Origin of the sequence: Pseudoalteromonas sp. SR43-7 (genome assembly GCF_014163785.1) — a bacterium.
Lineage (GTDB): Bacteria > Pseudomonadota > Gammaproteobacteria > Enterobacterales > Alteromonadaceae > Pseudoalteromonas > Pseudoalteromonas distincta.
This window is the reverse complement of sequence record NZ_JACJDY010000013.1, coordinates 31,109-56,447: the sequence shown is the minus strand read 5'-3', so window position 1 is coordinate 56,447 and position 25,339 is coordinate 31,109. Positions and strand designations below refer to the sequence as shown.

26 protein-coding genes are annotated in these 25,339 nt (G+C 40.3%); 10 read left to right on the top strand and 16 right to left on the bottom strand.

Translation table 11 applies throughout. The features are described 5' to 3' along the window. Positions 1-66 precede the first annotated feature (66 nt). From nadE to ycaO, 4 genes are all read right to left on the bottom strand, one after another. Positions 67-897: an ammonia-dependent NAD(+) synthetase gene (gene nadE, locus H5087_RS11400; protein WP_182672093.1), complete on the bottom strand. Its 831-nt coding sequence runs from the start codon at positions 895-897 to the stop codon at positions 67-69. Positions 898-965: 68 nt separating this feature from the next. Then, positions 966-1,595 carry a YceH family protein gene (locus H5087_RS11395; RefSeq protein ID WP_182672092.1) on the bottom strand — a complete coding sequence of 210 codons (630 nt, stop codon included), beginning with the start codon at positions 1,593-1,595 and terminating at the stop codon, positions 966-968. Between the two features lie 43 nt (positions 1,596-1,638). After that, positions 1,639-5,001, bottom strand: a complete 3,363-nt coding sequence (locus H5087_RS11390; protein ID WP_182672091.1) for an ATP-binding protein — start codon at positions 4,999-5,001, stop codon at positions 1,639-1,641. 115 nt (positions 5,002-5,116) lie between these two features. Continuing rightward, a complete protein-coding gene (ycaO, locus tag H5087_RS11385) occupies positions 5,117-6,877 on the bottom strand; it encodes a 30S ribosomal protein S12 methylthiotransferase accessory factor YcaO (RefSeq protein WP_182672090.1) in 1,761 nt (586 codons plus the stop codon). 156 nt (positions 6,878-7,033) lie between these two features. Here ycaO and H5087_RS11380 point away from each other — a divergent pair, with 156 nt between their 5' ends. The 4 genes from H5087_RS11380 (at position 7,034) to H5087_RS11365 (ending at position 12,164) form a co-directional block, all read left to right on the top strand. Then, positions 7,034-9,319: a penicillin acylase family protein gene (locus H5087_RS11380; protein ID WP_182672089.1), complete on the top strand. Its 2,286-nt coding sequence runs from the start codon at positions 7,034-7,036 to the stop codon at positions 9,317-9,319. 58 nt (positions 9,320-9,377) lie between these two features. Next, positions 9,378-10,226: an MBL fold metallo-hydrolase gene (locus H5087_RS11375; RefSeq protein ID WP_182672088.1), complete on the top strand. Its 849-nt coding sequence runs from the start codon at positions 9,378-9,380 to the stop codon at positions 10,224-10,226. Between the two features lie 88 nt (positions 10,227-10,314). After that, the gene (locus tag H5087_RS11370) at positions 10,315-11,847 is read left to right on the top strand and encodes a bifunctional GNAT family N-acetyltransferase/carbon-nitrogen hydrolase family protein (RefSeq protein ID WP_024595458.1); all 1,533 of its coding nucleotides are present in this window, start codon (positions 10,315-10,317) and stop codon (positions 11,845-11,847) included. Next, positions 11,847-12,164, top strand: coding sequence for a multidrug efflux SMR transporter (locus H5087_RS11365; protein WP_182672087.1), 318 nt, complete (start codon positions 11,847-11,849; stop codon positions 12,162-12,164). The genes H5087_RS11370 and H5087_RS11365 overlap by 1 nt, the downstream gene beginning before the upstream one ends. Before the next feature lie 67 nt (positions 12,165-12,231). Here H5087_RS11365 and H5087_RS11360 read toward each other — a convergent pair whose 3' ends face one another. Then, positions 12,232-13,110 carry an EamA family transporter gene (locus H5087_RS11360; protein WP_404936096.1) on the bottom strand — a complete coding sequence of 293 codons (879 nt, stop codon included), beginning with the start codon at positions 13,108-13,110 and terminating at the stop codon, positions 12,232-12,234. Positions 13,111-13,349: 239 nt separating this feature from the next. Here H5087_RS11360 and H5087_RS11355 point away from each other — a divergent pair, with 239 nt between their 5' ends. After that, positions 13,350-13,733, top strand: coding sequence for an MAPEG family protein (locus H5087_RS11355; protein WP_182672086.1), 384 nt, complete (start codon positions 13,350-13,352; stop codon positions 13,731-13,733). A 74-nt stretch (positions 13,734-13,807) separates the two neighbouring features. On the opposite strand, the gene H5087_RS11350 is transcribed toward H5087_RS11355, so the two are convergent. The 3 genes from H5087_RS11350 to H5087_RS11340 form a co-directional block, all read right to left on the bottom strand. After that, complete coding sequence (locus H5087_RS11350; protein WP_182672085.1) at positions 13,808-15,016, bottom strand: TonB family protein; 1,209 nt, start codon at positions 15,014-15,016, stop codon at positions 13,808-13,810. Positions 15,017-15,025: 9 nt separating this feature from the next. Next, positions 15,026-15,400, bottom strand: a complete 375-nt coding sequence (locus H5087_RS11345; RefSeq protein ID WP_007377323.1) for a BlaI/MecI/CopY family transcriptional regulator — start codon at positions 15,398-15,400, stop codon at positions 15,026-15,028. 102 nt (positions 15,401-15,502) lie between these two features. Then, a complete protein-coding gene (locus H5087_RS11340) occupies positions 15,503-16,195 on the bottom strand; it encodes a pseudouridine synthase (RefSeq protein ID WP_182672084.1) in 693 nt (230 codons plus the stop codon). 109 nt (positions 16,196-16,304) lie between these two features. On the opposite strand from H5087_RS11340, the gene H5087_RS11335 reads away from it, so the two are divergent. Together H5087_RS11335 and H5087_RS11330 are read left to right on the top strand one after the other, a co-directional pair. Beyond that, positions 16,305-16,610, top strand: coding sequence for a DUF6482 family protein (locus H5087_RS11335; protein ID WP_002961002.1), 306 nt, complete (start codon positions 16,305-16,307; stop codon positions 16,608-16,610). A gap of 40 nt (positions 16,611-16,650) precedes the next feature. Further along, positions 16,651-17,058 carry a GNAT family N-acetyltransferase gene (locus tag H5087_RS11330; protein ID WP_182672083.1) on the top strand — a complete coding sequence of 136 codons (408 nt, stop codon included), beginning with the start codon at positions 16,651-16,653 and terminating at the stop codon, positions 17,056-17,058. Positions 17,059-17,068: 10 nt separating this feature from the next. Here the strand turns inward: H5087_RS11330 and H5087_RS11325 are convergent, their stop codons facing one another. The 8 genes from H5087_RS11325 to H5087_RS11290 form a co-directional block, all read right to left on the bottom strand. Continuing rightward, a complete protein-coding gene (locus H5087_RS11325) occupies positions 17,069-17,425 on the bottom strand; it encodes a HopJ type III effector protein (RefSeq protein ID WP_008136149.1) in 357 nt (118 codons plus the stop codon). A 21-nt stretch (positions 17,426-17,446) separates the two neighbouring features. Continuing rightward, positions 17,447-18,550: a retroviral-like aspartic protease family protein gene (locus tag H5087_RS11320; RefSeq protein ID WP_182672082.1), complete on the bottom strand. Its 1,104-nt coding sequence runs from the start codon at positions 18,548-18,550 to the stop codon at positions 17,447-17,449. A 23-nt stretch (positions 18,551-18,573) separates the two neighbouring features. Beyond that, on the bottom strand, positions 18,574-19,281 hold the full coding sequence (locus H5087_RS11315; RefSeq protein ID WP_182672081.1) for an HAD-IA family hydrolase: 708 nt from the start codon (positions 19,279-19,281) through the stop codon (positions 18,574-18,576). Between the two features lie 10 nt (positions 19,282-19,291). Beyond that, a complete protein-coding gene (locus tag H5087_RS11310; RefSeq protein WP_182672080.1) occupies positions 19,292-20,236 on the bottom strand; it encodes a tyrosine recombinase XerC in 945 nt (314 codons plus the stop codon). Beyond that, positions 20,233-20,844, bottom strand: a complete 612-nt coding sequence (locus H5087_RS11305; RefSeq protein WP_182672079.1) for a DUF484 family protein — start codon at positions 20,842-20,844, stop codon at positions 20,233-20,235. Before H5087_RS11305 ends, H5087_RS11310 begins: the two co-directional genes overlap by 4 nt. Continuing rightward, a complete protein-coding gene (dapF, locus tag H5087_RS11300; RefSeq protein WP_182672078.1) occupies positions 20,841-21,671 on the bottom strand; it encodes a diaminopimelate epimerase in 831 nt (276 codons plus the stop codon). The genes H5087_RS11305 and dapF overlap by 4 nt, the downstream gene beginning before the upstream one ends. Positions 21,672-21,735: 64 nt before the next feature. Next, positions 21,736-22,989, bottom strand: a complete 1,254-nt coding sequence (lysA, locus tag H5087_RS11295; RefSeq protein WP_002960983.1) for a diaminopimelate decarboxylase — start codon at positions 22,987-22,989, stop codon at positions 21,736-21,738. Continuing rightward, on the bottom strand, positions 22,990-23,184 hold the full coding sequence (locus H5087_RS11290) for an LPS translocon maturation chaperone LptM (RefSeq protein WP_024594615.1): 195 nt from the start codon (positions 23,182-23,184) through the stop codon (positions 22,990-22,992). Positions 23,185-23,352: 168 nt separating this feature from the next. Here H5087_RS11290 and cyaY point away from each other — a divergent pair, with 168 nt between their 5' ends. The 3 genes from cyaY to H5087_RS11275 are packed head-to-tail and all read left to right on the top strand — an operon-like array spanning position 23,353 to position 25,329. Continuing rightward, positions 23,353-23,676 carry an iron donor protein CyaY gene (gene cyaY / locus H5087_RS11285; protein ID WP_002960979.1) on the top strand — a complete coding sequence of 108 codons (324 nt, stop codon included), beginning with the start codon at positions 23,353-23,355 and terminating at the stop codon, positions 23,674-23,676. After that, the gene (locus H5087_RS11280) at positions 23,673-24,329 is read left to right on the top strand and encodes an alpha/beta hydrolase (RefSeq protein WP_002960978.1); all 657 of its coding nucleotides are present in this window, start codon (positions 23,673-23,675) and stop codon (positions 24,327-24,329) included. Before cyaY ends, H5087_RS11280 begins: the two co-directional genes overlap by 4 nt. A gap of 22 nt (positions 24,330-24,351) precedes the next feature. Continuing rightward, complete coding sequence (locus H5087_RS11275; protein WP_182672077.1) at positions 24,352-25,329, top strand: DUF2914 domain-containing protein; 978 nt, start codon at positions 24,352-24,354, stop codon at positions 25,327-25,329. The last annotated feature ends 10 nt before the right edge of the window (positions 25,330-25,339 follow it).

Here is a 25,339-nt window from a genome sequence, read left to right as displayed (position 1 = left end):
ATCTGTCGATCAAAAAAGCAATTAATCCTCAAAGGCATTAATTGCTTTATTTTATTTACTAAAACATTAATCGTAAATTGTCGGAATTGGTTGGCGCTTATGTTGTGTACGCATGTAAATACTTACAAGCTTTTGTTCAACATCATTAGACACAGGTTTACTTTCTAAAAAGTCATCAATTTGCTCATAGCTCAAACCAAGTGCTTCTTCGTCTGTTAAACCTGGGCGGTCACTTTCTAAATCAGCTGTAGGTGCTTTATCTACCAATAAAGCTGGCGCACCTAGCGCAGTAGCAAGTGCACGAACTTGGCGTTTTGATAAACCAAACAGAGGGGCTAAATCGCACGCGCCGTCACCAAATTTAGTATAAAAACCAGTAATGTTTTCAGCACTATGATCGGTACCCACTACTAAGCCTTGGCAAAAACCTGCAATTTCGTACTGAGCAACCATACGTTGACGCGCTTTAACATTACCTTTAATAAAATCTATTTGAGCTTGCTCAGGCAGTGCTTCACCACAGCCAACTACAGCAGCTATCGCTTGCTCATGCAATGCATCAGCCGCAGGTTGTACGTTTACGGTCATACGTTTACTTGGCTGAATAAAATCAACCGCCATTTGTGCTTCATCTTCGTCAGCTTGTACACCATAAGGTAGGCGCACTGCAATAAACTGATACTTGTCAGTATCGTGTTCTTTATTTAGCTCGTTTACAGCAAGTTGACATAAGCGGCCGCAGGTTGATGAGTCAACACCACCGCTAATACCCAGTACTAACGAGCATGAATGAGCTGCTACCAAACGTGTTTTAATAAAATTAACTCGGCGAGTTATCTCAGCATTTACATCAATCGTTGGCTGAACCTTCATTTCAGCCATAATTTCGGCGCGCATTGCCAGCTCCTTATAAAATTTAATATGTGATACGCAATAAACTTATTATGTGATTTAGTTTTAGTTAATTAAAGTTTTAAATGAGCTTTTATTTGGCGAAGCTCTGCTTTTAATTTTTCTACTTCTTCAAGTAAATCGCTTAATTCTTTGTCTTTAATTACTTCGCTTGGTAGAGCAACAAAGGCATCGGCGGGATTATTTTGTTGTTCGCCAAATAAATGAATATATCGGCTGTCACGTTTACCTGCTTCTCGTTCTAGCTTTGTGACGTACTCGCTTTCAATCAGTTTATTGAGCGCTGCCTCTACTTCATCTACGTTATTAAAATCAGCAAGCCTAGCACTGCGGGTTCTTAATTCACCAGGGGTTTGAGCACCACGCAAAAGTAATAAACAAACAATGGCACGCTGCTGAGCAGAAAACTGCAGATTACTAAATTCAGTGTTGCAAAAGCGGTGATCGTATTTATTTACACGACCCGAAAGACCTTCATCTATAGTTACCAAACGCATGTCTATTAGTTCATCAAGTGCGTTTTGCACGTCTTCATCTGTAAGACTTAACACAGGATCGCGATTAGACTTTTGGTTACATGCGTTCACGAGAGCGTTTAACGATAGCGGATAATGCTCTGGCGTCGTGCTTTGTTTTTCTAATAGGCAACCAAGAATACGTTGTTGATTTGTTGATAACTGCATAAATAATCTCAAATTAGTAAGCGTATTTTATTAGCTTACACCTTTATTGAATGCCAAGCCATTGTTGAAGCTTTGGTTGTAATGCAGCTAAATCGAGAGGCTTACTTAAATAGTCGTTCATGCCTGCGGCTAGGCATTTTTCTTTATCGCCCTGCATGGCATTGGCTGTTAGCGCAATAATAGTAATATTTTCATTATCTTTACCTGCATCACCTTCTCTAATGGCTTTAGTGGCTTGGTAGCCATCCATTTCGGGCATTTGGCAATCCATTAAAACTAGCTTATATGGTTTACCTTGTTTTGCATTGAGCTTTACAATTGCCTCAAGTCCATTTTCGGCAATATCAAAAGTAACACCCGCCTGCTTTAATAGCGCAGAGGCAACCACTTGGTTTATTTTATTGTCTTCAACAAGCAATAGTTGTGGTTCTGATGAATCCAGTACTGGCGCTTTAGTTAGCTTGTTTTGAAGCTGTGCTTGTTGCTGCTGTTGTTCAATGTATTTATCGTTTGTAAGTGAGTCAAACAAATCAGACGGTGTGAGAGGTTTGAAAATCATACAGTCGACTTCCATACCTACTTTAGACTCCTCAGACGAATAACTCATTGGCGCCATAATAACTAACTTGCAACTATGCATATTTATAAAGTTTTTGAGCGCGTTGATATGCGTTTGTGGGGCCTTTTCAAAAAAGTAGTAATCAACTAAAATAGCACCAGGGTGGGTGGTTATATTACTTAAGTAATCATCAACCTCAAGATAGTTATGTATACAATTAATTTTTGCACCCCAAACAGTGAGCTGCTTATTAGCGGTGTTAGCATTTAACGAGCACTCATCAATAATTAAAATATGTTTGTTTTTAATTAAATGACTCGGTAAATCTTGTTCTTTACTTAAGCGCGGTTGTATTTGTACTGTAAAAGAAAATGTACTTCCTTCACCTTGCATACTGTTTACACTCACTTCACCGTTCATCAGTTCGCACAATTGTTTTACTATGGCAAGGCCAAGCCCTGTGCCCCCAAATTGGCGTGTTGTTGAAGCATCGGCTTGTGTGAATGAGTCAAATAACGACGCTTGTTTTTTAGGGTCAATACCAATACCAGTATCAATAATCGAACACTGTAGGAACGAGCCATCCGTTGTTTCATCTATTCTGGCAGTAATGACTACTTCGCCATCAATAGTAAATTTAACCGCGTTGCCAATTAAGTTATTTAAAATTTGGCGCAAGCGGTTAGGGTCACTAATTATCTCGCTAACCGTTATTTGAGTAGCATCTAGAATAAGTTTTGTATTGTTTTGTTCTACCTTTAAAGCAAAGGATTCCACCACTTCGCCTAATAACCGAGGTAAATTAAATTGCACGTTTTCAATATCGAGCTTACCGGCTTCAATTTTAGAAAAGTCTAATATGTCATTAATTATATTAAGCAAAGATTGAGCTGATGATTGAGCAAGTTCAATATGATGTTTTTGCTGCAGGTCCAATTGAGTTTGCTTAATTATGTTAAGCATACCTAAAACACCGTTCATTGGGGTGCGAATTTCGTGGCTCATACTCGCTAAAAATTCACTTTTAGCTTCAACAGCTTGTTCGGCGGTTTCTTTGGCTGAAACTAGTTTTTGTTCGGTTTCAATTCGCTGTTGGCTTGAGTGCAAGCTGCCTATTAACGCTGCAACGGCAATTAAAAAGCTTTCTTCGTTTTTAGACCAGTAGCGTTTTGATTGGCATTGCTCTGCGCAGACGACTCCTATAGCGCCACTTCCTGCAGGGATTATTACGCACAGCATTGATTTAATCTCGAGAGTCATTAAATACTGTTCTTTAATTGGCTCAAGTATTGGGTGTTCTTGGGCGTCAGGCACATTAAATACAGGCTGGTGATCTATTGCATTAAAAAAGCCGGGAAGATTTTTTCTTAGCCAAATAGAGTCAATTTTATCACTAGACGAATGTTTACTATGTATGGCAAAAGGGCTTAGTTGGGATTTGTCTTCATTAAAAAACCAAATACTGGCACGTTTAATATCAAATGCTTGGCAGATTGCTTTAGTAATAATATCTTTTGATTGGCTCAGTTGCCCAGTTAATATTAATTTATTAACGGTAAGGGAGGCTAAAATTTCGTTGTGTAATGCTGTTTTATTATTTTCTAATTCAATCTTTTTACGGGTATCAATATTCTGTAATGAGCCAAAAATACGTGTGCATCGTCCATTTTTTCGTTCTGCTTCACCATGTACGAGTACCCAAACAGATTCACCTTCTTCATCCATTACTTCTAATTCAACTTCGTAGCTTTCACCATATTTTATAGCTCGTTCAATTAAAGGTTTAATTGTTTCTCTGCTAGTGCCTTTTTTAAAGTAATTTAAATCTTTAGGCCATTCTGGTTGGCTATTTAATGGGTATTTAAATAGTTTTTTGGTCATATCAGACCAATACACTTGTTTCGTTTCTAAATTAAATGACCATGCGCCTATTTGGGCTAGATCACTCATTGCCTCAAGCATTTTTTCATTTTGTTGCTGACGATTAAGCATTTTCAAAAAGAATAAAAAGGCCCAAATTAATAACCCGCAAATAATTATAATTGATAGCCTAAGTGGCCACACGGCTGAATTTGGTGGGCTCCAACCTATTTTAGGTGCTACGTAAAGTTGCCAATTGCCACCTTGAAAGCTTAACGTAAACTCAAGTGGGTCTTGCTCTATTATGTTTTGATTACCGTAAAAAAACTCCCCTTTGCTGCCAAGTCCATGCCTGCCTTGTAAAGCGACGTTGTATTCTTTTTCTAGCTCATAAATACCTGAATTTTCATAGACTTTTTCAATGTTGAGAACAACTGAAAGTAATCCCCAAAAGCGATTTTCTGGCGGTATGTAAACAGGAACGCGGGCTATAAGTGCTATGTCACCTTGGATTAATTTTAATGGGCCAGCCATTACAATGGTATTTGTATCGCGAGCTCTAATAGCATCAGCGCGTTGGTTTTTTTCTTCTAAAAAGTTTAAACCGAGTGCTTTTTCATTACCTTTTAAGGGGTAAGTCATGCGAATTACCATATCGGGAGCGCCACCAATATTGCGAAGCTCATTTGAGGTTTTAAATAGTGGTTGGGCAATTTGTTCAAACTGTGTTTGCTGTAAATCAGGCTGCGCCGCTACGGCAACACCTAAACCTCGAACCAGTTGGATATTAGAAACTAAAATAGATTCTAATTGAGCTCGATATGTACTTACTTCAGAAAGAATTTGTAGGCGATGAGCATCTTTAACACGATTGTAGTTAATACGATCAAGAACGATACCAACTAGTACAGTTAGCGTAAGCGATAACCAAAAGGTCAACTTAAAGTTATGAACGTTCGTTTTTTTATTGTTAGTAGATGGTGGCATTTGCTACATCGTGGCGTTAATTTAGGCAAATTAACTATAGCTAATTTATTACACAAATGAAAACGGCGCATTAACAAATGCGCCGTTTATTTTTTATAATTAGTAGTTTAGCGAGTTACGAGTCGCTAACTTTACGCGCCCAGTGATTTTGCTTTGCTACATGTAGCTTGTGGTAACCATCAAGTAGCGCCGCATGCTTTTTAAAGCCTTCAAGCGATAAACCAGGGAAAGTTAAACCGTTAAACTGCTTTTTACCTTCGGCAATTTCTATAGCCAGCGCTACATTATTAGCACCAAACATTAAGCCTAGTGCATCTTGGTAATCTGCGTATTCGCGCTCGTCATCGTATTTAATTTCAAGAACTGCTTTTAAACAGCGGAAGTGGCGCATTGCCTCTTCGTTTACTTGGCCTGTATGAAGTATCCAGTCAACCCAATCAATGGCTTCTTCGCTGCCTGCAGCTAAACATAGGTGCGCTTTAAGCTCACCTATACGCAGTGTGTGCCATGGTGTGTCGGCATCGGTTGCAAGGCCAATAAATTCTGCGGCGCGGATAATATCGCTGTGGCCTGCTTCTTCAAGGCTGTCGTAAATGTCCATCCATTGCTCTGCATCGTACTGATCAAGCGATAGGAATGTTTCGCGGAATTTAGCGCCTTCGTTGTTGTTACGCCAAATAAGCTCATCAACAGGGTAAATGTCAGACATGCCTGGTACTAAAATACGACACGCGTATACGTTTAGGTGCGTGTAATCCATGATGTAGATATCATGATCCATGCTGTGAATTAGGTCAGTACAGAAGTTATATTCTTCTTCAGTTGTTCCGCTAAAGTCCCAGTGTGCAAATTCAAAATCAGGTTTTGCACGGAAAAAATCATGCGAAATCAAACCGCTTGAATCAATAAAGTGCAGTTCAATGTTCTCTGGTGTTGCTACTTCGTCGTTATCAAAGGTAGCAGGTTGGAATACATCTAGTTGATCAAGACGACGACCTTGTAGTAACTCAGTCACGGTACGTTCAAGCGCAACTTCAAATGATGGGTGAGCACCAAAAGAAGCAAATACAGAGCCATCTGTTGGGTTAATAAGCGTTACGCTCATTACAGGGTATTTGCCCCCAAGTGATGCATCGGCAATACGTAAATGAAAGCCATGGCTGCGAAGTTCTTCACACGCTTCGTGAATTTTAGGGTATTGCTTAACAACATCTTCAGGCACGATTGGTAAACAAATACCTTCGGCGATGATACGGTTTTTAATAGCACGTTCAAATACTTCTGATAAACCTTGTACGCGAGCTTCAAACTTGGTGTTACCTGCGCTCATACCGTTAGATACAAAAATATTACCGATAACGTTTACCGGAATGTATACGTCTTGGTTATCGCGTTGGCGTGTGTATGGCAGGGTACAAATACCACGATCGATATTGCCTGAGTTAAAATCAAAAAGGTGTGATGCGTTTAGTTCGCGCTCTGGGTCAAAGTAATCCCATAAGCTTTCATCCATAATGCCCTCTGGCACTTCATCGCCTTCAACTTTAAACCATTTTTCGCTTGGGTAATGAGTAAACTCGCCATTAGCAAATTCTTCACCTAGATAAAAGTCTGCAAAAAAGTAGTTACAGCTTAAACGTTCAAAGTATTCACCGAGTGCTGAAGCAATAGATGCTTTGTCGGTTGCGCCTTTACCATTGGTAAACATAACACCGCAGTCGCTGTCTTTTATATGAACCGAATAACAGTTAGCTACAGGGTTAAGCCAAAGCGCTTCTTCAACATTAATGTTTAGGGCTTTAAGCTTGTTTTGCATGGTAGAGATTGACGATTCTAGGTCGCGGTCTTTACCTTTGATAAATGTTTTTTCAGTCATATTGATCTCAACTAGTTCTGCACGATGTGTGGAGCTGACATTATCGTGGATTTTGATGTTTATTTCACCCTTTGCGAGCAAGAACATTATTATTTAATAAAACTGTGGTTATTATATGTGCTTAACGCTTGGTCAAAACGTGCAAAGGAAACGGTGATGTTTAAAGTAATCAAACGCTTGTTGTTATTAATTGTGATATTAGGGCTGGCAAGTACCGCTGTTGTTTATGGGGTACTTAGTTTAAGTTTACCCGCCCTGGATGGAAACGGACGCAGTAACGCGGTAGCAGAGCCTGTAAAAATTTCTCGCGATGCATTAGGGCAAGCAGTAATAAACGCCAATAGCCGAAACGACGCCGCCTACGGTTTAGGTTATGCGCATGGGCAAGACCGATTTTTTCAAATGGATTTACTAAGGCGTAATGCCGCAGGTGAGTTAAGTGAATTATTTGGCCAAGCAGCGTTGGGGCTCGATAAAAAAATGCGTTTTCATCAATTACGTAAACGCAGCCAAATTATTTTACAAACCCTGCCTGAGACCGATAAGCAATTACTTAAAAGTTACGCTCAAGGTGTAAACGAAGGCTTAGCGCAAGTAGGGTATTCAAGCTTTGAATATTTACTAACAGGTGCAGCGCAAAAGCCATGGCAAAGTGAAGACAGCCTACTTGTGATATTTAGCATGTACCTTGATTTACAAAGCGCCACATTTGAGCGCGACCAAGCACTTATTCAAATTGAGCAAGCGTACACAAAGCAAATGGTTGATTTTTTAACGCAACCGAGTAAGTACCAAGCCGCGCTTGATGGCAGCAAATTAGCGCCTTATAACGGCGGCATACCTACCTTTCCAACTCAAACAAAGCATATAGTTAAAAGTATTGAAGCTAACCAAGAGCGCGGCAGTAACAACTGGGCTGTTACAGGGGCGCTTACTAAAACAGGTGCTGGTATGGTGTCGGATGATATGCATTTATCGATGGCAGTACCTGTAATTTGGTACAGGGCACAATTAAATTACATGCACAGTGGTAAGCAGACTCAGGTAACCGGAGTATCGCTGCCCGGAGCACCAGCCATTGTTGTTGGCACTAACAACAATGTTGCATGGGGATTTACTAACGGTTATTTAGATACTGCCGATTGGATTGCATTAAACGATGATAGTAAAACATGGCAAGTTGATGAATCGATTGCATTACCCGATGGGGAGGTTGAAAACTATTCATTAATACTCAGTGAATACGGACCTGTAAAATATATTAACGAAAAACCTTATGCGTTGAGCTGGGCTGCCCATCAGCCTTATGCCGTTAATATGCAGTTATTAAAATTAGAGCAAGCCAAAACGGTAGATGATGCACTTGCTGTAGCAAGCGATGTGGGCATTCCGGTGCAAAACCTAATGGTGGTAGACAGGCAAGGTAGCGCAGCGTGGAAAAACATGGGCGGTATACCTGCTCGTAAAGCGCCAAGTGTGCTTGGCGTAAATGCCGATGACTACTCAGCGCTTTGGCAGCAAAATGAATTACAACGCCCTTTTATTAAAAACCCGCAAAGCGGTCGATTATGGACTGGTAATTCTCGCGTGGTATCGGCTGAGGATGACGTGCGTTTTGGTAATGGTGGCTATGCACTCGGCGCACGTTCGAGTCAAATTCGCGATAGATTATTTGAAAAACAAACATTTGCTGAGAGCGACTTTTACGCATTACAACTTGATAATCAAGCTCGCTTTTTAATGCCTTGGCATGCTCTGCTATTAAAGCAATTAAAAGCCGATACAACTAAAAATCAGCAATATATAACAGCGCTTGAAAACTGGCAGCAATGTGCGTGTTTAGCCTCCATAGGGTATACCTTAGTTAAGCGCTACCGCGATGAAGTGATTAATATTTTATTTAGCAATATGGAAGGCGAATTAAATAAACAGCAAGGCACACTTAAATACGTAAAACGAGATTTAGAGCCCGCTGTTTGGCAGCTTATTAACAACAAACCCAACACATGGATAAACCCACAATTTAAAAGCTGGGATGAGCAGCTACAAGGAGCATTTAGCCAGACTATTACTAAGCTTACAGAACAGTTTGGTAATAATGTACAAAACTGGCAGTGGGGCAAGGTAAATGAGTTAGTGATAGAGCATCCGTTTGCAAAGCAAATGCCGTTACTTGCTAAGTTATTAAATATGCCCACAGCAGCGGGTTTTGGAGATAGTTATATGCCCGCCGTACAAGGGCGTAGTTTTGGCGCATCGCAGCGTTTTATTGCTCAACCTGGGCATTTAGAGCATGCAATTTTAGCTATTCCTGGTGGGCAATCGGGGCACCCTCTTTCTGAATTTTACAGAGCGGGGTTTAGTGATTACGTTGAAGGTAAGCATACACCTTTATTGCCTCAAGAATTAATACACCAAATAGTAATAAAGCCGACACGATGAACTAAAGTATAGCTAAACACGTTCTATATAATTATCAATAAAACAACAGAGAACTAAAATGAAAAAAATACTACCCGCATTAATAACAGGTTTATTACTAAGCACTACAGCGCAAGCAGATGACGGCCCAGTAACAGCACAAAAGCTAAGTGAGCATGTATACGTACTATTTGGGCAAGGCGGTAATATTGCAGCAAGTGTAGGTGATGATGGCATTTATATTATTGATGATCAGTTTGCCAAGCTCTCAGATGATATTAAAAAAACCATTAGCGATTTAAAACCAGGCAGTGCAGAGTTTGTCATTAATACTCACCATCATGGCGATCATACCGGTGGCAACGAGAACTTTGCTAAAGCGGGTGCGCATGTTATAGCGCACGACAATGTACACAAACGTTTAGAAGAGCAGCACGGGGAGGGGTCAGACTTTTTACCGCGCATTAGTTTTGGTCACGACTTAAAACTACATTTTAATAACGAACACGCCCATGTAGTGCATTACGAACATGCACACACCGATGGCGACTCCGTTATCTTTTTTAGTAACGACAACATAGTGCACATGGGCGACATTTACTTTAATTTTGGCAGCTTACCGTTTGTTGATGTAGATAGCGGCGGCAGCGTTGATGGTATTTTAGCGGCAGTAAACGATGTAGTTAATCAAATTGACGGCAACACTAAAGTAATACCAGGTCACGGCAAGGTAAGTGACCGTTCAGGACTGATAGCGTATGGTAAGCTAGTTCAAAACGCGAAAAACGTAATGCTAAAAGCAATGCAAAATAATGCAAGCTTAGAGCAAGTACTTAAAGCCGATCCATTGGCTGAGCTGAATCTTGAATACGCAGGCTGGTTACCAAAAGAGAAAGTAACCACACTTTTTTATCGTAGCTTAAAGTAGTACGCGTAACGTAAAAAACATGATACAAAGCTGAGTGTACTTTAACGTACATTCGGCTTTTATTTTCTTATGCCCAAAGGAGTTGTGTATGTCGGCAGAAAAAACCCATCTTGAAATTTGTAACTTAACCAGAGAGCAATATCCGCAAATTAAAACCTTGATGGATCAAGCGTATCCCGACTTAGGCGGTGCGTGGCCAAGTCATACCATTTTTAGATTAATAGACCAATTTCCAGAAGGGCAAATAGGTATTGTAGATGACGGCGTGCTGGTGGGCTTAGCGCTGAGCGTACAAGTTGATTACACGCGTTTTTCAAACCCGCATACATACGAAGATATTGCAGACGGTCACGACCGTGTATTTAGCGATACCGACGGCGATGCGCTATACGGCTTAGATGTTGCTATTAGCGAAAGTCACAGAGGCATGCGTTTAGGTCGTCGCCTTTATGATGCCCGTAAAGAATTGTGCCGCCAATATAACTTACGCGCTATTTTAGCTGGTGGGCGTATTCCGCGTTATTACAATCACAGCAGTGAAATGACGCCAATGGAATACATTGCAAAAGTAGATCAAAAAGAATTATACGATCCTATTTTGAGCTTTCAGTTATCTAACGATTTTCAGGTAAAACGCTTACTTAAAAAGTATTTACCGGAAGATCAAGAGTCCGTTGGTTACGCCACTTTACTTGAGTGGAATAACATCATGTATGAGCCAACCGACACGGTACTTGAGTCAACTAAATCAATCGTGCGTGTAGGTGCTGTGCAATGGCAAATGCGCTGTGTTGAATCGGTTGAAGAAATGCTAAAGCAGGTTGAATACTTTGTAGATACCGTATCTGACTACAAAAGTGACTTTATACTATTCCCTGAGTTTTTTAATGCGCCACTAATGGGGCTAGGGAATCAAAGTAATCAAACAGAAGCGATTCGCTATTTAGCGGAATACACCGAAACATTTAAAAACGCCATGTCGCGTATGGCAATAGAATACAATGCCAATATTATTACCGGCTCTATGCCACTTGCCGAAGATGATAAAATTTATAACGTAAGTTACCTGTGCCATCGTAGCGGTAAAATAGACGAGCAACGTAAAATACATATTACCCCGCATGAGCAAAACGATTGGGTTATTCAAGGCGGCGACAAAATTGCCGTGTTTGATACCGATGCTGGTCGTGTAGGTATTCAAATTTGTTACGATGTAGAGTTTCCTGAGCTTTCACGCATATTGGCCAAACAAGGGTTAGATATTCTGTTTGTGCCATTTTGGACTGATACTAAAAACAGTTATTTACGTGTGCGCCACTGTGCACAAGCGCGTGCAATAGAAAACGAATGTTATGTGGTAATTGCAGGTTCAGTAGGTAATTTACCAGAGGTAGAAAGTCTTGATGTGCAGTACTCACAATCGGCGGTATTAACGCCATCGGACTTTTCGTTCCCGCACGATGCAACACTTAACGAAGCCACACCAAACACCGAAATGCTGCTATTTAGTGACCTTGATATGGATAAGCTTAAAATACTTCACAGCGAAGGCACAGTGCGTAATTTAAAAGATCGCCGCGAAGATTTATACGAAGTGATTGTTAAAAAGAGAGATGTTTAATGGCGTGGGTGTGCTTAATTATTGCTGGGTTACTTGAAATTGGCTGGCCGATTGGCTTAAAAATTTCGCAAAACGCTGATACACGCTGGCAAGGCATAGCAATAGCGGTGGTATTTTTAGTCGCTAGTGGTTTTATGTTGTGGCTTGCACAAAGGCAAATATCAATGGGCACCTCATACGCCGTATGGACAGGTATTGGCGCCGCCGGTACGTTTTTAGTGGGTATATTGTTTTATAACGATGCCGCTACATTTGGTCGTATTGCGGGAGTATTAATGATTATTAGTGGTGTGATAACACTTAAAATAAGCTCTTAATTGGTAATTTGAATAAACGCTTAATTATGAATAGCGCAGGTATAAAAGCCTGCGCTTTTTTATGCTTTTAACTTGGCAACATAACCAAAACAGCGGCAATAGCTATGAGTATTAAGCCTGCTGTATCTTGTTTCTTAAGTGGCTGCTTTAACCAAAGAACGGCAATTAGCATGGTAAAAAACACTTCAACCTGTCCAAGTGTTTTAACGTAAGCAACGTGCTGTAAGCTCATTGCACTAAACCAGCCAATAGAACCGACACAACTAAAAACACTAATTGCGGCTGTAGTACCTTTGTATTGCCACAGTTTACTAAGTGTTTGCGGCTCTTTTAATAATAAATAGCCCAGTAGTATTAGTGTTTGTAAGCTAATTACAAACAGCAAAACCCAAGCTGCTGAGTGAGGAAATAATAATCCTGAATTTAAGCTCGCTTCTCGTACCCACAGCGATGTAAGTGCAAAGCAAGTACCACAAGCCAGTCCTAGTAATGCTGTTTTAGCATTAAAGTGTTTAACGCTTGTTATGCCGCTGAGTAGCAATACGGCAATAGCGCCAAAAAACACACCAAGCCAACCGAGCAAAGAAAGTGCCGAGCCAAAAAATAATACACCTAACATAGCAGCTACTAACGCCTCGCTTTTGGCAAGACCAGCACCTACAGCGTAATTATTCATTTTAAATAGCTTAACCATTAAACCAGTGGCAAGTATTTGCATAACACTTGCGCCTACAATAAATCCCCAAAAGGCATTATTAAACGTAGGCATGGCGGTATCTTGATATTGATACAAACTATATAAATACACGCCAGCAATAGGGCCTGCAATAATAAAGCGAGAGAGTGTTACGCCAGCCACACTCACATCGTTACTTAATTTACTTTGCAGGGCATTACGCCATGCTTGCATGAAGGCGGCTAAAAAAGTGAAAAATATCCAGGTCATGGTCGTCATCATTAAAATGTAAGGCAGTAAAGTTAACAAGCTTTGTGAAGTAAAGCGATGCATTAACTATGATGTTGAATATTCATCATCTGCGACATTATGTCGCATGGGTTTGAGGATAAATTTAGCTATAGTAGGTCTGATGTTATTGTTAGCCGCCAGAGTTTGTCATAAAACGTATCTGGCGGCTTTTTTATTACGCTTATGCTAAATTATCCGAAACATCAAAAGGATAAATTATGACAACATTAGTTGTATGTGCATTACTTGCGGTATTAATGCCTTACTTTGCAAAAGTGCCGGTTGCTATAGCAATGGCAAAATTAGGTCGATACGACAATAAACATCCAAGGGCGCAACAAACAAAATTAAGCGGCTTTGGTGCACGGGCGCTCGCTGCTCATCAAAACTGTTTTGAATCGCTTGCTGTTTTTGCTGTTGCTATTGCAGTTGTGCTGGGCACTAACTCTGTAGGTGCAGTGACCGAAATGCTAGCGGTTACGCATATTGTGTCGCGTATTTTGTATTGCGTATTTTACTATGTGAACCTAGATATAATTCGCTCATTAGTGTGGTTTATTGGTTTGGGTACAGCCATTGCCATGATTGTGGTGAGCTTATAACTTTATAGCGTAAAACCACAAAGCAAGCAGCCTAAAAGGGCGCTTGCTTTGTAGTCTTGAAAAATCTAATAAAGTTAGTGCGATACTTTAATTCGCTCTATTAAATCGGTAGGTGCCACTTCACTATTAATCGCAAAATCTAGTTGCACAAGTACATCTTCAAAACCTGAATCTGATGCTTTATATTTCCATTTTGCTAGTGCCTCTTTCGCTGATTTATCAAAAACATCTTTAGGTTTTGATTGAATAACACTAATGTTTTTTGTTTTACCGTTTGCTGCAATATCGTATTTTAATACAACAGAGCCGCTGATCCCTTGTTGGGCTGCTTGTATTGGGTAAGCAGGTTCAATGCGTATTGTTGGTGAAATGTGATCCTCTTTAGTCATTGCCTCTGGTTGCTTTGCAATCGCTAAGCCGCTTAGCATGCTTGCGGCTACAAGTAATAAGCCACCTTTAGCAAACTTTGAACGCTCCCCGCTGTGTTTTATATTAGTAAGTCGTTGTAACATGGTTTTTTTATCTCCGTAGTGTGAATAAGCCATAAGTCCTGTGGGCGCATTTGCCGCGCAGTTTATTAAGGCTTTGCTATATAAAATATGTTGTTGTGTGGTTTTATTGGCAAGTACCCGTTCATCACAAGTTAGCTCTTGTAGTCGGCGCATGCTTGCGTAACAAAACCAAGCTAGTGGGTTAAACCAAAGTAAAATAGTAGGTAGTAACATAAGTGCGTTTGTTAGGTTGTCTTTGCGTTTTATGTGTACGTTTTCGTGCTCTAAAATAAGCGCTAATGTGGCTTTATCAAACTGGGTATTGTAGTTACTCGGTAACACCAGCTTGCTGTTTAAAATACCGACCACCATTGGCGTGGCTACATGTTGGCTGGTATAAGTTTTAACATCAGCGGTAAGAGTGCTTTCAAATTGGGTTAACTCAGTTAACTGCAGGCTTTTAACAAAGCGGGTATGCGTAATAAAGCTAGCTATTAATAACCCTGCGGTAATAAGTACATACATGAGCGCCCAGCTAATACCCATTTCATGTGTCAAAGGCTGGTTAGGGGTGATTAAGTAATGGTTAATATTGCTATTTTGCAGTGGTTTAATCGCATTTGGTAAATTAGCAATCACTAATGCCGCAGGTAATAGCCATGCTAATTTATATACAAACCGCGAGCCAAGGGCTTTTAAAGCAAATCGCTCAAGTAAAATAAATCCACAAAACAAAATACTTAATAGTAATTGCTGCTCAATTAACCAATTAAAACCAGTTTGAATAACCATGTTAATCCCTTATTTTTGGTTTTTTTCCCAGTCATCTATAACTTTTTTAAGCTCGTTTATATCTTGCTGAGAAAGCTGCTCCGATTTAGCAAAACCACTTACAAGTGGCGCAATACGCCCACTAAAAAATCGCTCAATAAAGTTTTGGCTTTCTTTTAGGGTGTAGTCGGCGCGCTCCATACAGGGAGTATAAATATATTGGCGACCTTCTTTTTCAAATGTAAGTGCGCCTTTTTTTACTAGTCGACCTAGCAGGGTTTTAATGGTTTTTTCGTGCCATTGCTTATCGTCACTTAAGCGCTCAATTATTTGGCTCGCGGTGGCGGGGTAGTTAATCCAAAGTGCGTCGAGCACGTCAAACTCTGCTTTTGATAACTCAATCATGCTATTGCCTACAAGTGTAATCTTTAATTTAAGACTACACCTGTAATCTATTTTTGCAAGTTTATTTTTTAACTTTTTGAGATGTAGTTAAGTGATTTGGTATTAGATTTTTGAAATATCGGTTTTATTAATTTGTATATATTGGTTTTCAGGTAGGTTTAGCTTTGAAAGGGTGAGGTCACTAAATTGCACTCTAAATAAATCAATTACTTTGTATCCGCAGTAATGCGCCATTTTACGTATTTGTCTGTTTAGCCCTTGTTTTAAAACAATACTAAACTGATTACTGGCTATTTTATTTACCTCACAAGGCAGGGTTATGTGTTTATCAACGGGTACGCCTGCTGCCATTTTTTTACAAAAAGCATCGTCTAAAGGCTTATTTACGGTGACTAAATAATGTTTAGGCTGGTGGAAGTCAGGATGTATTAGTTGATTACAAAAATCCCCATCGTTGGTCAAAATAAGCAAACCACGAGAGTCTTTATCTAATCGACCAATAGGGTAAACACGGGTGAGTGTGGGCAAATGGTAAATAAGGCTGGCAGGGTCATCAATATTTAATTTACAGTCAATACCGACTGGTTTGTGGTACGCAAAATAAACTAAATCGGCAGCACCTTTAATTTCTTTTTCGTTCACTATTATTGTGTCTTGCTCATCAACGTGATCTATATGATTTGCTGGGCGATTATTTACAGTCACCACACCTTCATCAATTAAGCGCGATGCCTGTTTACGAGAGCAAATACCTGCATGGGCAATATATTTAGCGAGTCGGATTTTTGTGCTCATAACGTGTAACGCCAGCGGCTAATAAAAATTTGATCGTGATTATAGCAAAGCTGCGTATCGATAATGTTAAATAACCAGAACTCAGGTTAAATATAAAAAGGTAGCCAAGATGGGTATTAAATTTTCACAGTTAAAAAAGCACGAGCCGCTACAAAAAGTTATTGTTCACTCGTTAGATATGGCGCTTTATCAAGTATCGGTAATGATTAATAACGTTGAATACTATGTAACAGAAGACAGCGGTGAGTTTTTAAGAGCGCTCAGCCCACTGCATGTTCAAAAGCGTTTTGAAAAAATAGCGTACGCACAGATGATGTTAAGGCAAACAAGCGCTTACGACGAAATGTGCGGCCAGCCGGATAAAACCAGCAGCAATATGCTTGAAGTACCTTATGGTAAAAATAATCTTTATTGATTGAGCTAATTTGCTAGTATCTGCTTTTTAAGGGCGATAAATGTATCAATTAAAAGTAGATAATACCGATGCGTTAAACTCAGCGCTTCGCGCACAAATGGTTGAATTTAACGCCCAGCATTTTGATGTGCAAAGAGTGCCATTAGGCTATAAATTTACTGATGAGCAGGGCGAGCTTGTTGCCGGTATTAGTGGGTGTGTGTTTGGAAACTGGCTGATGATTAGTTGGCTTTGGTGTAGCGATATTGCACGAGGTAAAGGGCTTGCAGATAAATTGCTAACGGCACTTGAGCAAGCTGCTATTGAGCTAGGTGCTACAACTTCTCAGCTTGATACACTTGATTTTCAAGCAAAACCCTTTTATGAAAAGCGCGGTTATAGTGTTAAGTATCAACTTAATAATTACCCACGCTCAGGTACGCGTTACTTTATGGAAAAACCACTTTAATTTTTGTTGGCTATTTTTCTTTTAGTGGCTTGCCTTCAAAGGTAATACCTAAAAAAGGTGTTGCCTCTGGTGCTAACATAAACGTGCGAATGTTCATGTGATCATCCCCTTTAGGGTTTTGCAGCACGTCTTCTCGGTAAAACTTACCAAAACAATCCAACGTATTTTGTTTGCTTAAATCGTTTAATTTAGCAAACGCAAAAATTTTACATGAGCCGTTGTTCTCACTCGCAGCGCTAAGTAATCCATGGTTATTAAAGCCACATGCAGTAAAGTCGTAATTTGCTTCTATCACGGCCATTGTATCGGTAAATTGAATGCTTTTTGGGTTTTCAGCAAGTGCTTTTAAATAGTTATTTAGTGTCATGTGTTACCTTTGGATTTTTAATTATTTAGCGCTCAACTCTAGCTCATCTGTTTGCTGATTTATATTGAATTTAAATCGCGATAAAAAGTTCATTCCTAGCAAACCTTGCCCACGGGTGTTTTCAATGCTCAACACTTCAAAACCATAAATAATTTGCGAGCCCACTTTAAACGATTCAATTTGATAACGCTTTACAACAATTTGACCATTAGCTGTGTTGACCGTTACATCGCCTAAATATAAAGGCTGTGGCGAAATTTGCTCAATTATACTTGTAGGGAGTGAGGTTACGCTTGCGCCTGTATCAATCATTAGTTCGGTTGATAGGTTATTATTTATTTCGGTGTTTATTAAGTAATGCGCGCCATACGGCGTTAAAGCAACGAAGTCGTCTTGCGATTGTGCTTTATTGATCATCGCTTGCAGTGTTTGCACTTGGCTTTTTAGATTGTGCTGGTTTGGCATTCGATCAAGGGTTGCTTGTGCACTAATTAAATCGCCTTGCTGAAAGTAGGCGTACGCAAGCGGATATAAAAACTGCGCGTTATCGCTTTTATAATCAAGCCAAATTTGTGTTTGCTCAATAAGAGCTTGCCAATTTTGTTGCTCAGTTAATGTGTGTAATTCGTTTTGAGTGAGCGTATTTAAACGTGTATTTACATTACTTTGCTGATCAGCAGGCAGTAATGAATTAAGCTCAAATAAAGCAATAATGGCGTTTTGTGTTTGCTCGCTATTTATTAAATACTCAACCTGTAAATTAAGTAATTCTACGTTATAAGGGCTGTTATTTAATAGCGCATTGAGAAATGATTCGCTAAGTAATAAGTTGCTATTTAGCCATGTTTTAAGCTGCACTAGCCACGATGAATAAAGGTTTTTTGCGATTTCTGGATTGCTGTTTTTGAGTTGTTGATAGCTACTAAGTGCGGCTTCAAATTGGTGTTTTTTAAACTGCTGCTTTGCCGTATTTAATAGCGTATTTTGTTGTTTAGGCGATATGCTTTTTTCAGCACCTTGCGTTTTTTGTACTTTGGTTGGCGCGGGCTGCGGCCACAATAAATAAGCGTTAAGGCTAAGTGAGCCAATTAATAGCAAGGTAATTAGCTTGGTATAGTGGCTCATTGTGACCTCTTATTTTTAATCGGTTATTTAATAAAGTGCGTTAAGGCATGAATATTGGCTATTTCAATATCGGCCAGCCCTTTATAAGCATAATTGGCACCTTGATCGTTTAACCATACCGATTGGCAACCGGCATTATTTGCGCCTTGTACGTCGGTATCTAGGCTATCGCCAATGTGTAAAATTTCACTTTTAGCAACGTTTAAGTGCTCGGCGGCTTTATCAAATAAGGTGCTGTGAGGTTTTGCTTTACCGTGCATACCGGCTTGTAACACGAGCGAAAATTTATCGTGTAAGTTAAAGCGTTCAATTTCAACGTTACCGTTAGTAATTGCAACCAGCGTAAAGTGCTGGGCTAAGTTATCTAGCAGCTTTAGTACGTCGTCGGTTACCACTATTTTACTGCGCGCATCGGCAAAGGCGTTATAGGCAGCATCGGCATGATGCTCTACCTCTTGCTCGTTCAAATCTAGTTTAGAAAGGGCTAAGCGCAATGTATGTTGGCGCCATTTAGTGACGTTATCAGCAAGTTCAGGTAACTGTAATACGGCCTCATTGCGGCATTGTTGCCAGTATTTTGGGCCTTGGGCTAAGTAGCTCGGGAGCGCGTTTAAATAATCTTGCTGCGCTTTAACCGCTGCTTTTATAATGGGGTGATTGTTGTAAAGAGTGTCGTCTAAATCAAAGCTCATGACAGAAAATGGCTTAATAGCACGATTAAATCGGATCATATTTATTTTCCTAATCAGTTCGTTTTTTTGCACGAGGGTGAGTGTTGTCGTACACCTTGGCTAAATGTTGAAAATCTAAATGCGTATATACTTGTGTAGCCGACAAACTGCTGTGCCCTAGTAATTCTTGCACAGCGCGTAAATCACCAGATGATTCTAAAATATGTGACGCAAACGAGTGGCGCAGCTTATGCGGGTGAACCTGCGAGCTAATACCTTGTTTTATTCCCCACTCTTGCATGCGTAGGCGCACTTGGCGAATCGAAATACGGTTTTTTTGGCTACTTAAAAATACTGCTATTTCATCGGGCTTTGCAAACTGAGGGCGTATTGTGAGCCATTTTTTTAATGCGTCTAACGCTTTTCTGCCCACCGGAATTAATCGCTCTTTATTGCCTTTACCACGCACTAAAATTTCACCATTGGCAGCGCTAATATCTTGCATGTTAGCGCCAACTAACTCGCTTATACGCAGCCCTGATGAATACATTAACTCCATCATTGCTTTATCTCTAATAGCGAGAGGTTCGTCGTCGGGTATTTCGAGCAAGCGTGCCATTTGATCTACATCGAGATTCTTAGGTAGGGGCTTTGCAAACTTAGGGCCTTTTATACCTATAGCCGGATTATGGTAATGCGATTGCTCGGCAATATTTTTTGCTTTTAAAAACTTATATAAGCTGCGAATACAACTGAGCTTTAAGCTAATTGTACGGCCACTTAATTGTTTTGATCGCAGTGCCATGCTGTAGCGGCGAATATGTTCGCCTTGTACGCCAAACCAGTCATCACATAGTTTGCTAAAATATAGGGCTGCAAAGCCAAGTTGGCTTACGTATTGATTAACTGTGTGCGCTGAATATTGTTTTTCAAACTTTAAATAATCGCTAAATAGCATTATGGGTGTACGCCAGTGGTCGCTTAGCGCGGTAATATTAGGCGTATCGTCACTCATGCTAGTTTTTGTAACCGCAGGTGTAATGCGTTTATAAAGTCGAGCACAAACAGGTTATCTTGCGCGGGCTCAAAATGGTTTACGTTATTGCTACCAAACGCCAAAATAGCGATAGGGTGCTTGGTGTCGCCAATTAAATAAATAGCGACGGATTGTGTATCTTTACTAAATAATTGTTCGCGCTCTTGTTTATTAATTCGCCCTAAATAATGCCCAGAATGGGTAAGGCGATGCGCAATAAGCTCGTCGTACTCGGGATTGTATTTTACTAATTCGCAGTCGTTAACATCTTTACTTGAGCAGATTATATTGCGTAGATTATTTGCAAGAGTGTCAAAATCGTCATGATTCCAAAGCTGGCGATGACATTGGCTAAACAAACGATATACGAGCTCGTTTTGCGTTGCATGCTTGCTCATAGCATCTATTTGGCTTTTTAAAAGCGTGTTGTGCTCGCGTAATTGACGTTGCTGAATATGTACTAGTGACGTTGCACCTTGAGCTTGCTGTTGCAGCTCAAGTTGTGCGAGTAGCTCAGGGTGATGAACTAAAAAGTCAGGATGTTGCTGTAAGTAATTAATAACCTGCTCTGTACTTAGCTCGCTCATAGTGCTACTTGTCCGTCGAAAACATGCTCTGCGGGACCAGTCATGCGTACCGGGTGACCTTCACCACTCCAGCGCACTTGCAAAGTACCGCCCGGCAAATCTACTTGAACGGTTGTTGATAATTTATTTTGCATATGACCAATCACCATCGCTGCACATGCACCTGTGCCACAGGCTAGGGTTTCGTTAACGCCGCGCTCCCACACTCTTAGCTTAATGTGCTCTTGCGATACAACCTGCATAAAGCCAATATTCGCTTTTTGTGGAAAGCGTTCGTGGTTTTCAAGTAATGGACCCAATATATCGACTTGTGCGGTGGTTACGTCGTCAACCTCTAGCACGCAATGCGGGTTACCCATAGATACCGCGCCACTAAATACAGTGTGTTCTTGCGTTCTAATAATATAAGTAAGCTCGCGTTTGCTGGCTTTTAACGGAATTTTACTTGGCTCAAAATTAGGATGGCCCATGTTAACAGTTACTTGACCGTCTTTTTCTATGTAGAGCGTTAAGTTGCCCGACTTAGTCGACACAGTAATTTTGTGCTTGTTAGTGAGGCCTTTCATGCGTACAAAGCGGGCAAAACAGCGTGCGCCGTTACCGCATTGTTCTACTTCGGTACCATCGGCATTAAAAATTCGATAATGAAAGTCGAGATCAGGTGAATATGGTGCTTCAACCATCAGCAATTGGTCAAAGCCAATGCCAAAGTGGCGATCTGCCAGTTTTTTGATTTGGTCTCGCGACAAAAAAACATTTTGTGTAATGTTATCAATCACAACAAAGTCGTTACCTAAGCCGTGCATTTTGGAAAAATTAACTAACATAGCGCTCTAATTCGGTTTTGCTCTGTGCTAATCATGCCACAGAGCAGCTAGTAGACAAAAACGTTTATGGTAAAACTTTCTCACCTTGATAAAGGCTTTCAATAGTTTCGCGTTCACGAATAAGGTGATGCTGCTGACCATCTACCATTATTTCTGCAACACGCGGGCGCGAGTTGTAGTTTGAGCTCATTGTAAAGCCATATGCACCCGCACTTCGTTGTGCAAGTAAATCGCCTTGTTTGAGTGCAAGTTCGCGGTCTTTTCCTAAAAAGTCGCCGGTTTCGCACACCGGACCCACAATATCAAAGTTGTGAGTAGGTGTTTCGTCGTCGCGAACGGATACCGGAATAATTTTTTGCCACGCTTGATAAAGCGCAGGGCGAAGCATATCGTTCATACCTGCATCTACAATTGCAAAAAACTTGTCTTGGTTTTGTTTGATAAATTCAACTTGAGTAACCAAAATACCTGCGTTAGCTGCAATAGCGCGCCCTGGTTCAAAAATAAGTTCAAGATGTTTGTAGTTAGCTAAGCGTTCGGTAACTTGCGCTGCATATTCACTTGGGTGTGGTGGTTGCTCGTTGTCGTATGGCACACCTAAACCGCCGCCAATATCTAAATGAGTTAGCTCAATACCGTTAGTTTTTAGCTCATCAATAAGCGCCATTAATTTATCAAGGGCTTCTAAAAAAGGTCTAACTTGCGTTAATTGAGAGCCAATATGGCAATCGACACCAATTACTTTTAAACCAGGTAAAGCCGCTGCTTGTTGATAAACACTCACTGCTGTTTGAATATCAATACCAAATTTATTTTCTTTTAAACCGGTAGAAATATACGGATGTGTTTTTGCATCTATGTCTGGGTTTACGCGAATAGAAATAGGCGCTTCTAGGTTAAGCTCGCAAGCCACTTCAGAAATACGCTCAAGCTCAGACGCCGACTCTACATTAAAACATTTAATGCCCAGTTTTAATGCGTAAGCTATTTCGTCAGACGTTTTAGCCACGCCTGAAAAAACCACTTTAGAAGCATCGCCTCCCGCTTTAATTACACGCGCTAGTTCACCTTTAGATACAATATCGAAACCCGATCCTAAGCGCGCTAATATATTAAGTACGGCAATATTTGAGTTTGCTTTTACAGCGTAACATACCAAGCTTTTATGATTTTTAGTGGCGTTAGCAAATGCTAAGTAATGGCGCTCAAATGTAGCACGCGAGTATACATAACACGGCGTGCCGTATTGCTGCGCTATGCTTGCTACGCTGACGTCTTCGGCAAATAATTGGTTGTTTTTGTAGTTAAAATAATCCATTTATTGCTCCTGACTTTGCGATGCTTTAGCTTGCTCAGCGGTAGTGGCTGGTTTAGCTGTATTTTGAGGTTGGTTTTGCTCTGTTTGTTGCTCTGGTAAATATAACGGACCGCTTTGTCCGCAGCCAGCTAAGGCGCTTAACAGTACAGTGCTTATTAATAGTCTTTTTAATTGTAAGGTATGTGTCGCTTTCATTAGATTAATACGGTTGCTGGCTTTATAATCGCAGAGTAACAGAATATCTAAAAAATGCAGCTATTCGCGGATGATTTTATTCCTGTTACACTAGCTGCACATTTTTAAAGCTAATTTAAAGCTAAAACGTACCCAATATTAGGCGGCTCGCCTGCAAAGGAAATAACAATGACTGAACACGAATATCACCAATTAGCCGAAGCTCTTATGTTCACTATTGAAGAGCAGGTTGATGATTGCGAAGCTGATTTAGATTATGAATCGGCACAAGGTATTTTAGAAATTATTTTTCCTGATAAAAGTAAAATAGTGATCAATAAGCAAGCACCTCTTCATCAAGTATGGGTTGCGACTAAGTTTAACGGACATCATTTTGAAATGCGTGATGGGTTATGGATTGATAACCGCTCTGGCGCTGAATTTTGGGCGTTTATAAATGAAGCCTCAACTCGCCAAGCAGGCCAAGAAGTTAAGTGGCAATCATCACTATGAGTTTAGAATTTGTAGAATATGCAGCCCAAAGTGAACATAAAGCAACGGTTATTTGGTTACATGGTTTAGGTGACTCTGGGGATGGTTTTGCGCCAGTAGCCCCGCAGCTAAATTTACCAAGCGAGCTTGGTATACGGTTTATTTTTCCGCATGCGCCAGTGCAACCGGTCACCATAAATGGTGGCATGGAAATGCGCTCTTGGTACGATATTAAGTCTATAGAATTAGATAAGCGTGCCGATGAACAAGGCGTAAGAGATTCTGCTGCAAAGGTAGAAGAGTTAATTAATAAAGAAATTGCTAATGGCATTCCTGCTAATAAAATAATTTTAGCTGGTTTTTCTCAAGGTGGTGTTGTGTCTTTGCATTTAGCGCCGCGCTTTGAGCAAAAGCTTGGGGGTGTTATGGCGCTTTCTACTTATATGTGTGTGCCACACAAATTTGCTGATGAAGCAAAACATACTGATTTAAACGTATTTATGGCTCATGGTAGCCAAGATAACGTTGTACCGCACAGTGCGGGTAGAAATGCGTTTGAAGTATTAACAGCACATAACATGGATGTAAGCTGGCAAGAATATCCAATGGCTCATCAAGTTTGCGCAGAAGAATTGCAAGCTATTCGCCAATGGTTAATTGCTCGTTTAAGCTAATTTTGGAACCGCTGAGGTCAATATGAGTCAAAAAATAGTTATAAAAGCAAATGTTAAACGCGAATTACAACAGAGCGTACCAACGGTAAGCTACGAGTGGAATTGGCGTCGTATTGTGAGTATTGCTATGTTGGTATTAATGACCTCTGCAGCAGTTGTTTATGGCTTAACCACCTCTGTTAATGCAGAGCAAGGCGAGCACCAAAATGAGCAGGAACAATTCTTAAATTTTAGCAGTGACGCTGAAAACCAAACAAGCGATGAGGTAATGGATGTTGAGTCAGAGTTATCTGCAAACAATACCCCAGCTGAGTCTGCAGAGGTAACTCAAGCGAGTATTGAACCTTTGTTAGCTGAGCAAAATGAGACTCAACAAAGCATTTCTAGTAATACACCTGCCGAAGCTGAGCTTATAAATAATACCCCAGCTGTATTAGCTGACAATGATATTGTTACTGATCAAAGTCAAAGTATTAATACAGAGTTAAACTCAAACCTTGATAATGTTGTGCAAGAAGAAACCGCAGAAGCCCAAAACGTAACTGAGCCTGCAAGTCAAAGTGACTTACTTTTAGAGTTAGAAAGTGATGATGGCGCATTGAGTGGCACTGAAGGTTTTTCCTCTACAGCACATGTGGCAAGTGTGGCATTGGGGGCGCAAATAGACACGGGTAAAATTAGTCGCGCGGTACTTACTCGTAAAGTAAGTAAGCGTGAGCCTACTAATGTGTTTGCTGCTGATATTAGGTTAAGCCAGTTTGAGGAAGGGTTATCGTTTTTTAGCGAGATTAAAAACCTTCAAGGCCAGCAAGTTAAGCATGTTTGGTCGTTTGAAGGTGAAACAATGGCTGAAATTACACTTAATGTTACTTCGCCTCGTTACAGAACGTACTCAACAAAAAATATAATGAACACACAAACAGGTCATTGGCGTGTTGATGTAGTTGATGAGCAAGGTAATTTAATTGCCCAAAAAGAATTTAGAATTTTAGCTGACTAAAACTGGCTAA

Excerpts from the sequence above, each read along its gene's own strand:
- nadE (WP_182672093.1), bottom strand. The coding sequence starts at position 897 with ATGCGCGCCGAAATTATGGCTGAAATGAAGGTTCAGCCAACGATTGAT.
- H5087_RS11395 (WP_182672092.1), bottom strand. The coding sequence starts at position 1,595 with ATGCAGTTATCAACAAATCAACAACGTATTCTTGGTTGCCTATTAGAA.
- H5087_RS11390 (WP_182672091.1), bottom strand. The coding sequence starts at position 5,001 with ATGCCACCATCTACTAACAATAAAAAAACGAACGTTCATAACTTTAAG.
- ycaO (WP_182672090.1), bottom strand. The coding sequence starts at position 6,877 with ATGACTGAAAAAACATTTATCAAAGGTAAAGACCGCGACCTAGAATCG.
- H5087_RS11380 (WP_182672089.1), top strand. The coding sequence starts at position 7,034 with ATGTTTAAAGTAATCAAACGCTTGTTGTTATTAATTGTGATATTAGGG.
- H5087_RS11375 (WP_182672088.1), top strand. The coding sequence starts at position 9,378 with ATGAAAAAAATACTACCCGCATTAATAACAGGTTTATTACTAAGCACT.
- H5087_RS11370 (WP_024595458.1), top strand. The coding sequence starts at position 10,315 with ATGTCGGCAGAAAAAACCCATCTTGAAATTTGTAACTTAACCAGAGAG.
- H5087_RS11365 (WP_182672087.1), top strand. The coding sequence starts at position 11,847 with ATGGCGTGGGTGTGCTTAATTATTGCTGGGTTACTTGAAATTGGCTGG.
- H5087_RS11360 (WP_404936096.1), bottom strand. The coding sequence starts at position 13,110 with ATGACCTGGATATTTTTCACTTTTTTAGCCGCCTTCATGCAAGCATGG.
- H5087_RS11355 (WP_182672086.1), top strand. The coding sequence starts at position 13,350 with ATGACAACATTAGTTGTATGTGCATTACTTGCGGTATTAATGCCTTAC.
- H5087_RS11350 (WP_182672085.1), bottom strand. The coding sequence starts at position 15,016 with ATGGTTATTCAAACTGGTTTTAATTGGTTAATTGAGCAGCAATTACTA.
- H5087_RS11345 (WP_007377323.1), bottom strand. The coding sequence starts at position 15,400 with ATGATTGAGTTATCAAAAGCAGAGTTTGACGTGCTCGACGCACTTTGG.
- H5087_RS11340 (WP_182672084.1), bottom strand. The coding sequence starts at position 16,195 with ATGAGCACAAAAATCCGACTCGCTAAATATATTGCCCATGCAGGTATT.
- H5087_RS11335 (WP_002961002.1), top strand. The coding sequence starts at position 16,305 with ATGGGTATTAAATTTTCACAGTTAAAAAAGCACGAGCCGCTACAAAAA.
- H5087_RS11330 (WP_182672083.1), top strand. The coding sequence starts at position 16,651 with ATGTATCAATTAAAAGTAGATAATACCGATGCGTTAAACTCAGCGCTT.
- H5087_RS11325 (WP_008136149.1), bottom strand. The coding sequence starts at position 17,425 with ATGACACTAAATAACTATTTAAAAGCACTTGCTGAAAACCCAAAAAGC.
- H5087_RS11320 (WP_182672082.1), bottom strand. The coding sequence starts at position 18,550 with ATGAGCCACTATACCAAGCTAATTACCTTGCTATTAATTGGCTCACTT.
- H5087_RS11315 (WP_182672081.1), bottom strand. The coding sequence starts at position 19,281 with ATGATCCGATTTAATCGTGCTATTAAGCCATTTTCTGTCATGAGCTTT.
- H5087_RS11310 (WP_182672080.1), bottom strand. The coding sequence starts at position 20,236 with ATGAGTGACGATACGCCTAATATTACCGCGCTAAGCGACCACTGGCGT.
- H5087_RS11305 (WP_182672079.1), bottom strand. The coding sequence starts at position 20,844 with ATGAGCGAGCTAAGTACAGAGCAGGTTATTAATTACTTACAGCAACAT.
- dapF (WP_182672078.1), bottom strand. The coding sequence starts at position 21,671 with ATGTTAGTTAATTTTTCCAAAATGCACGGCTTAGGTAACGACTTTGTT.
- lysA (WP_002960983.1), bottom strand. The coding sequence starts at position 22,989 with ATGGATTATTTTAACTACAAAAACAACCAATTATTTGCCGAAGACGTC.
- H5087_RS11290 (WP_024594615.1), bottom strand. The coding sequence starts at position 23,184 with ATGAAAGCGACACATACCTTACAATTAAAAAGACTATTAATAAGCACT.
- cyaY (WP_002960979.1), top strand. The coding sequence starts at position 23,353 with ATGACTGAACACGAATATCACCAATTAGCCGAAGCTCTTATGTTCACT.
- H5087_RS11280 (WP_002960978.1), top strand. The coding sequence starts at position 23,673 with ATGAGTTTAGAATTTGTAGAATATGCAGCCCAAAGTGAACATAAAGCA.
- H5087_RS11275 (WP_182672077.1), top strand. The coding sequence starts at position 24,352 with ATGAGTCAAAAAATAGTTATAAAAGCAAATGTTAAACGCGAATTACAA.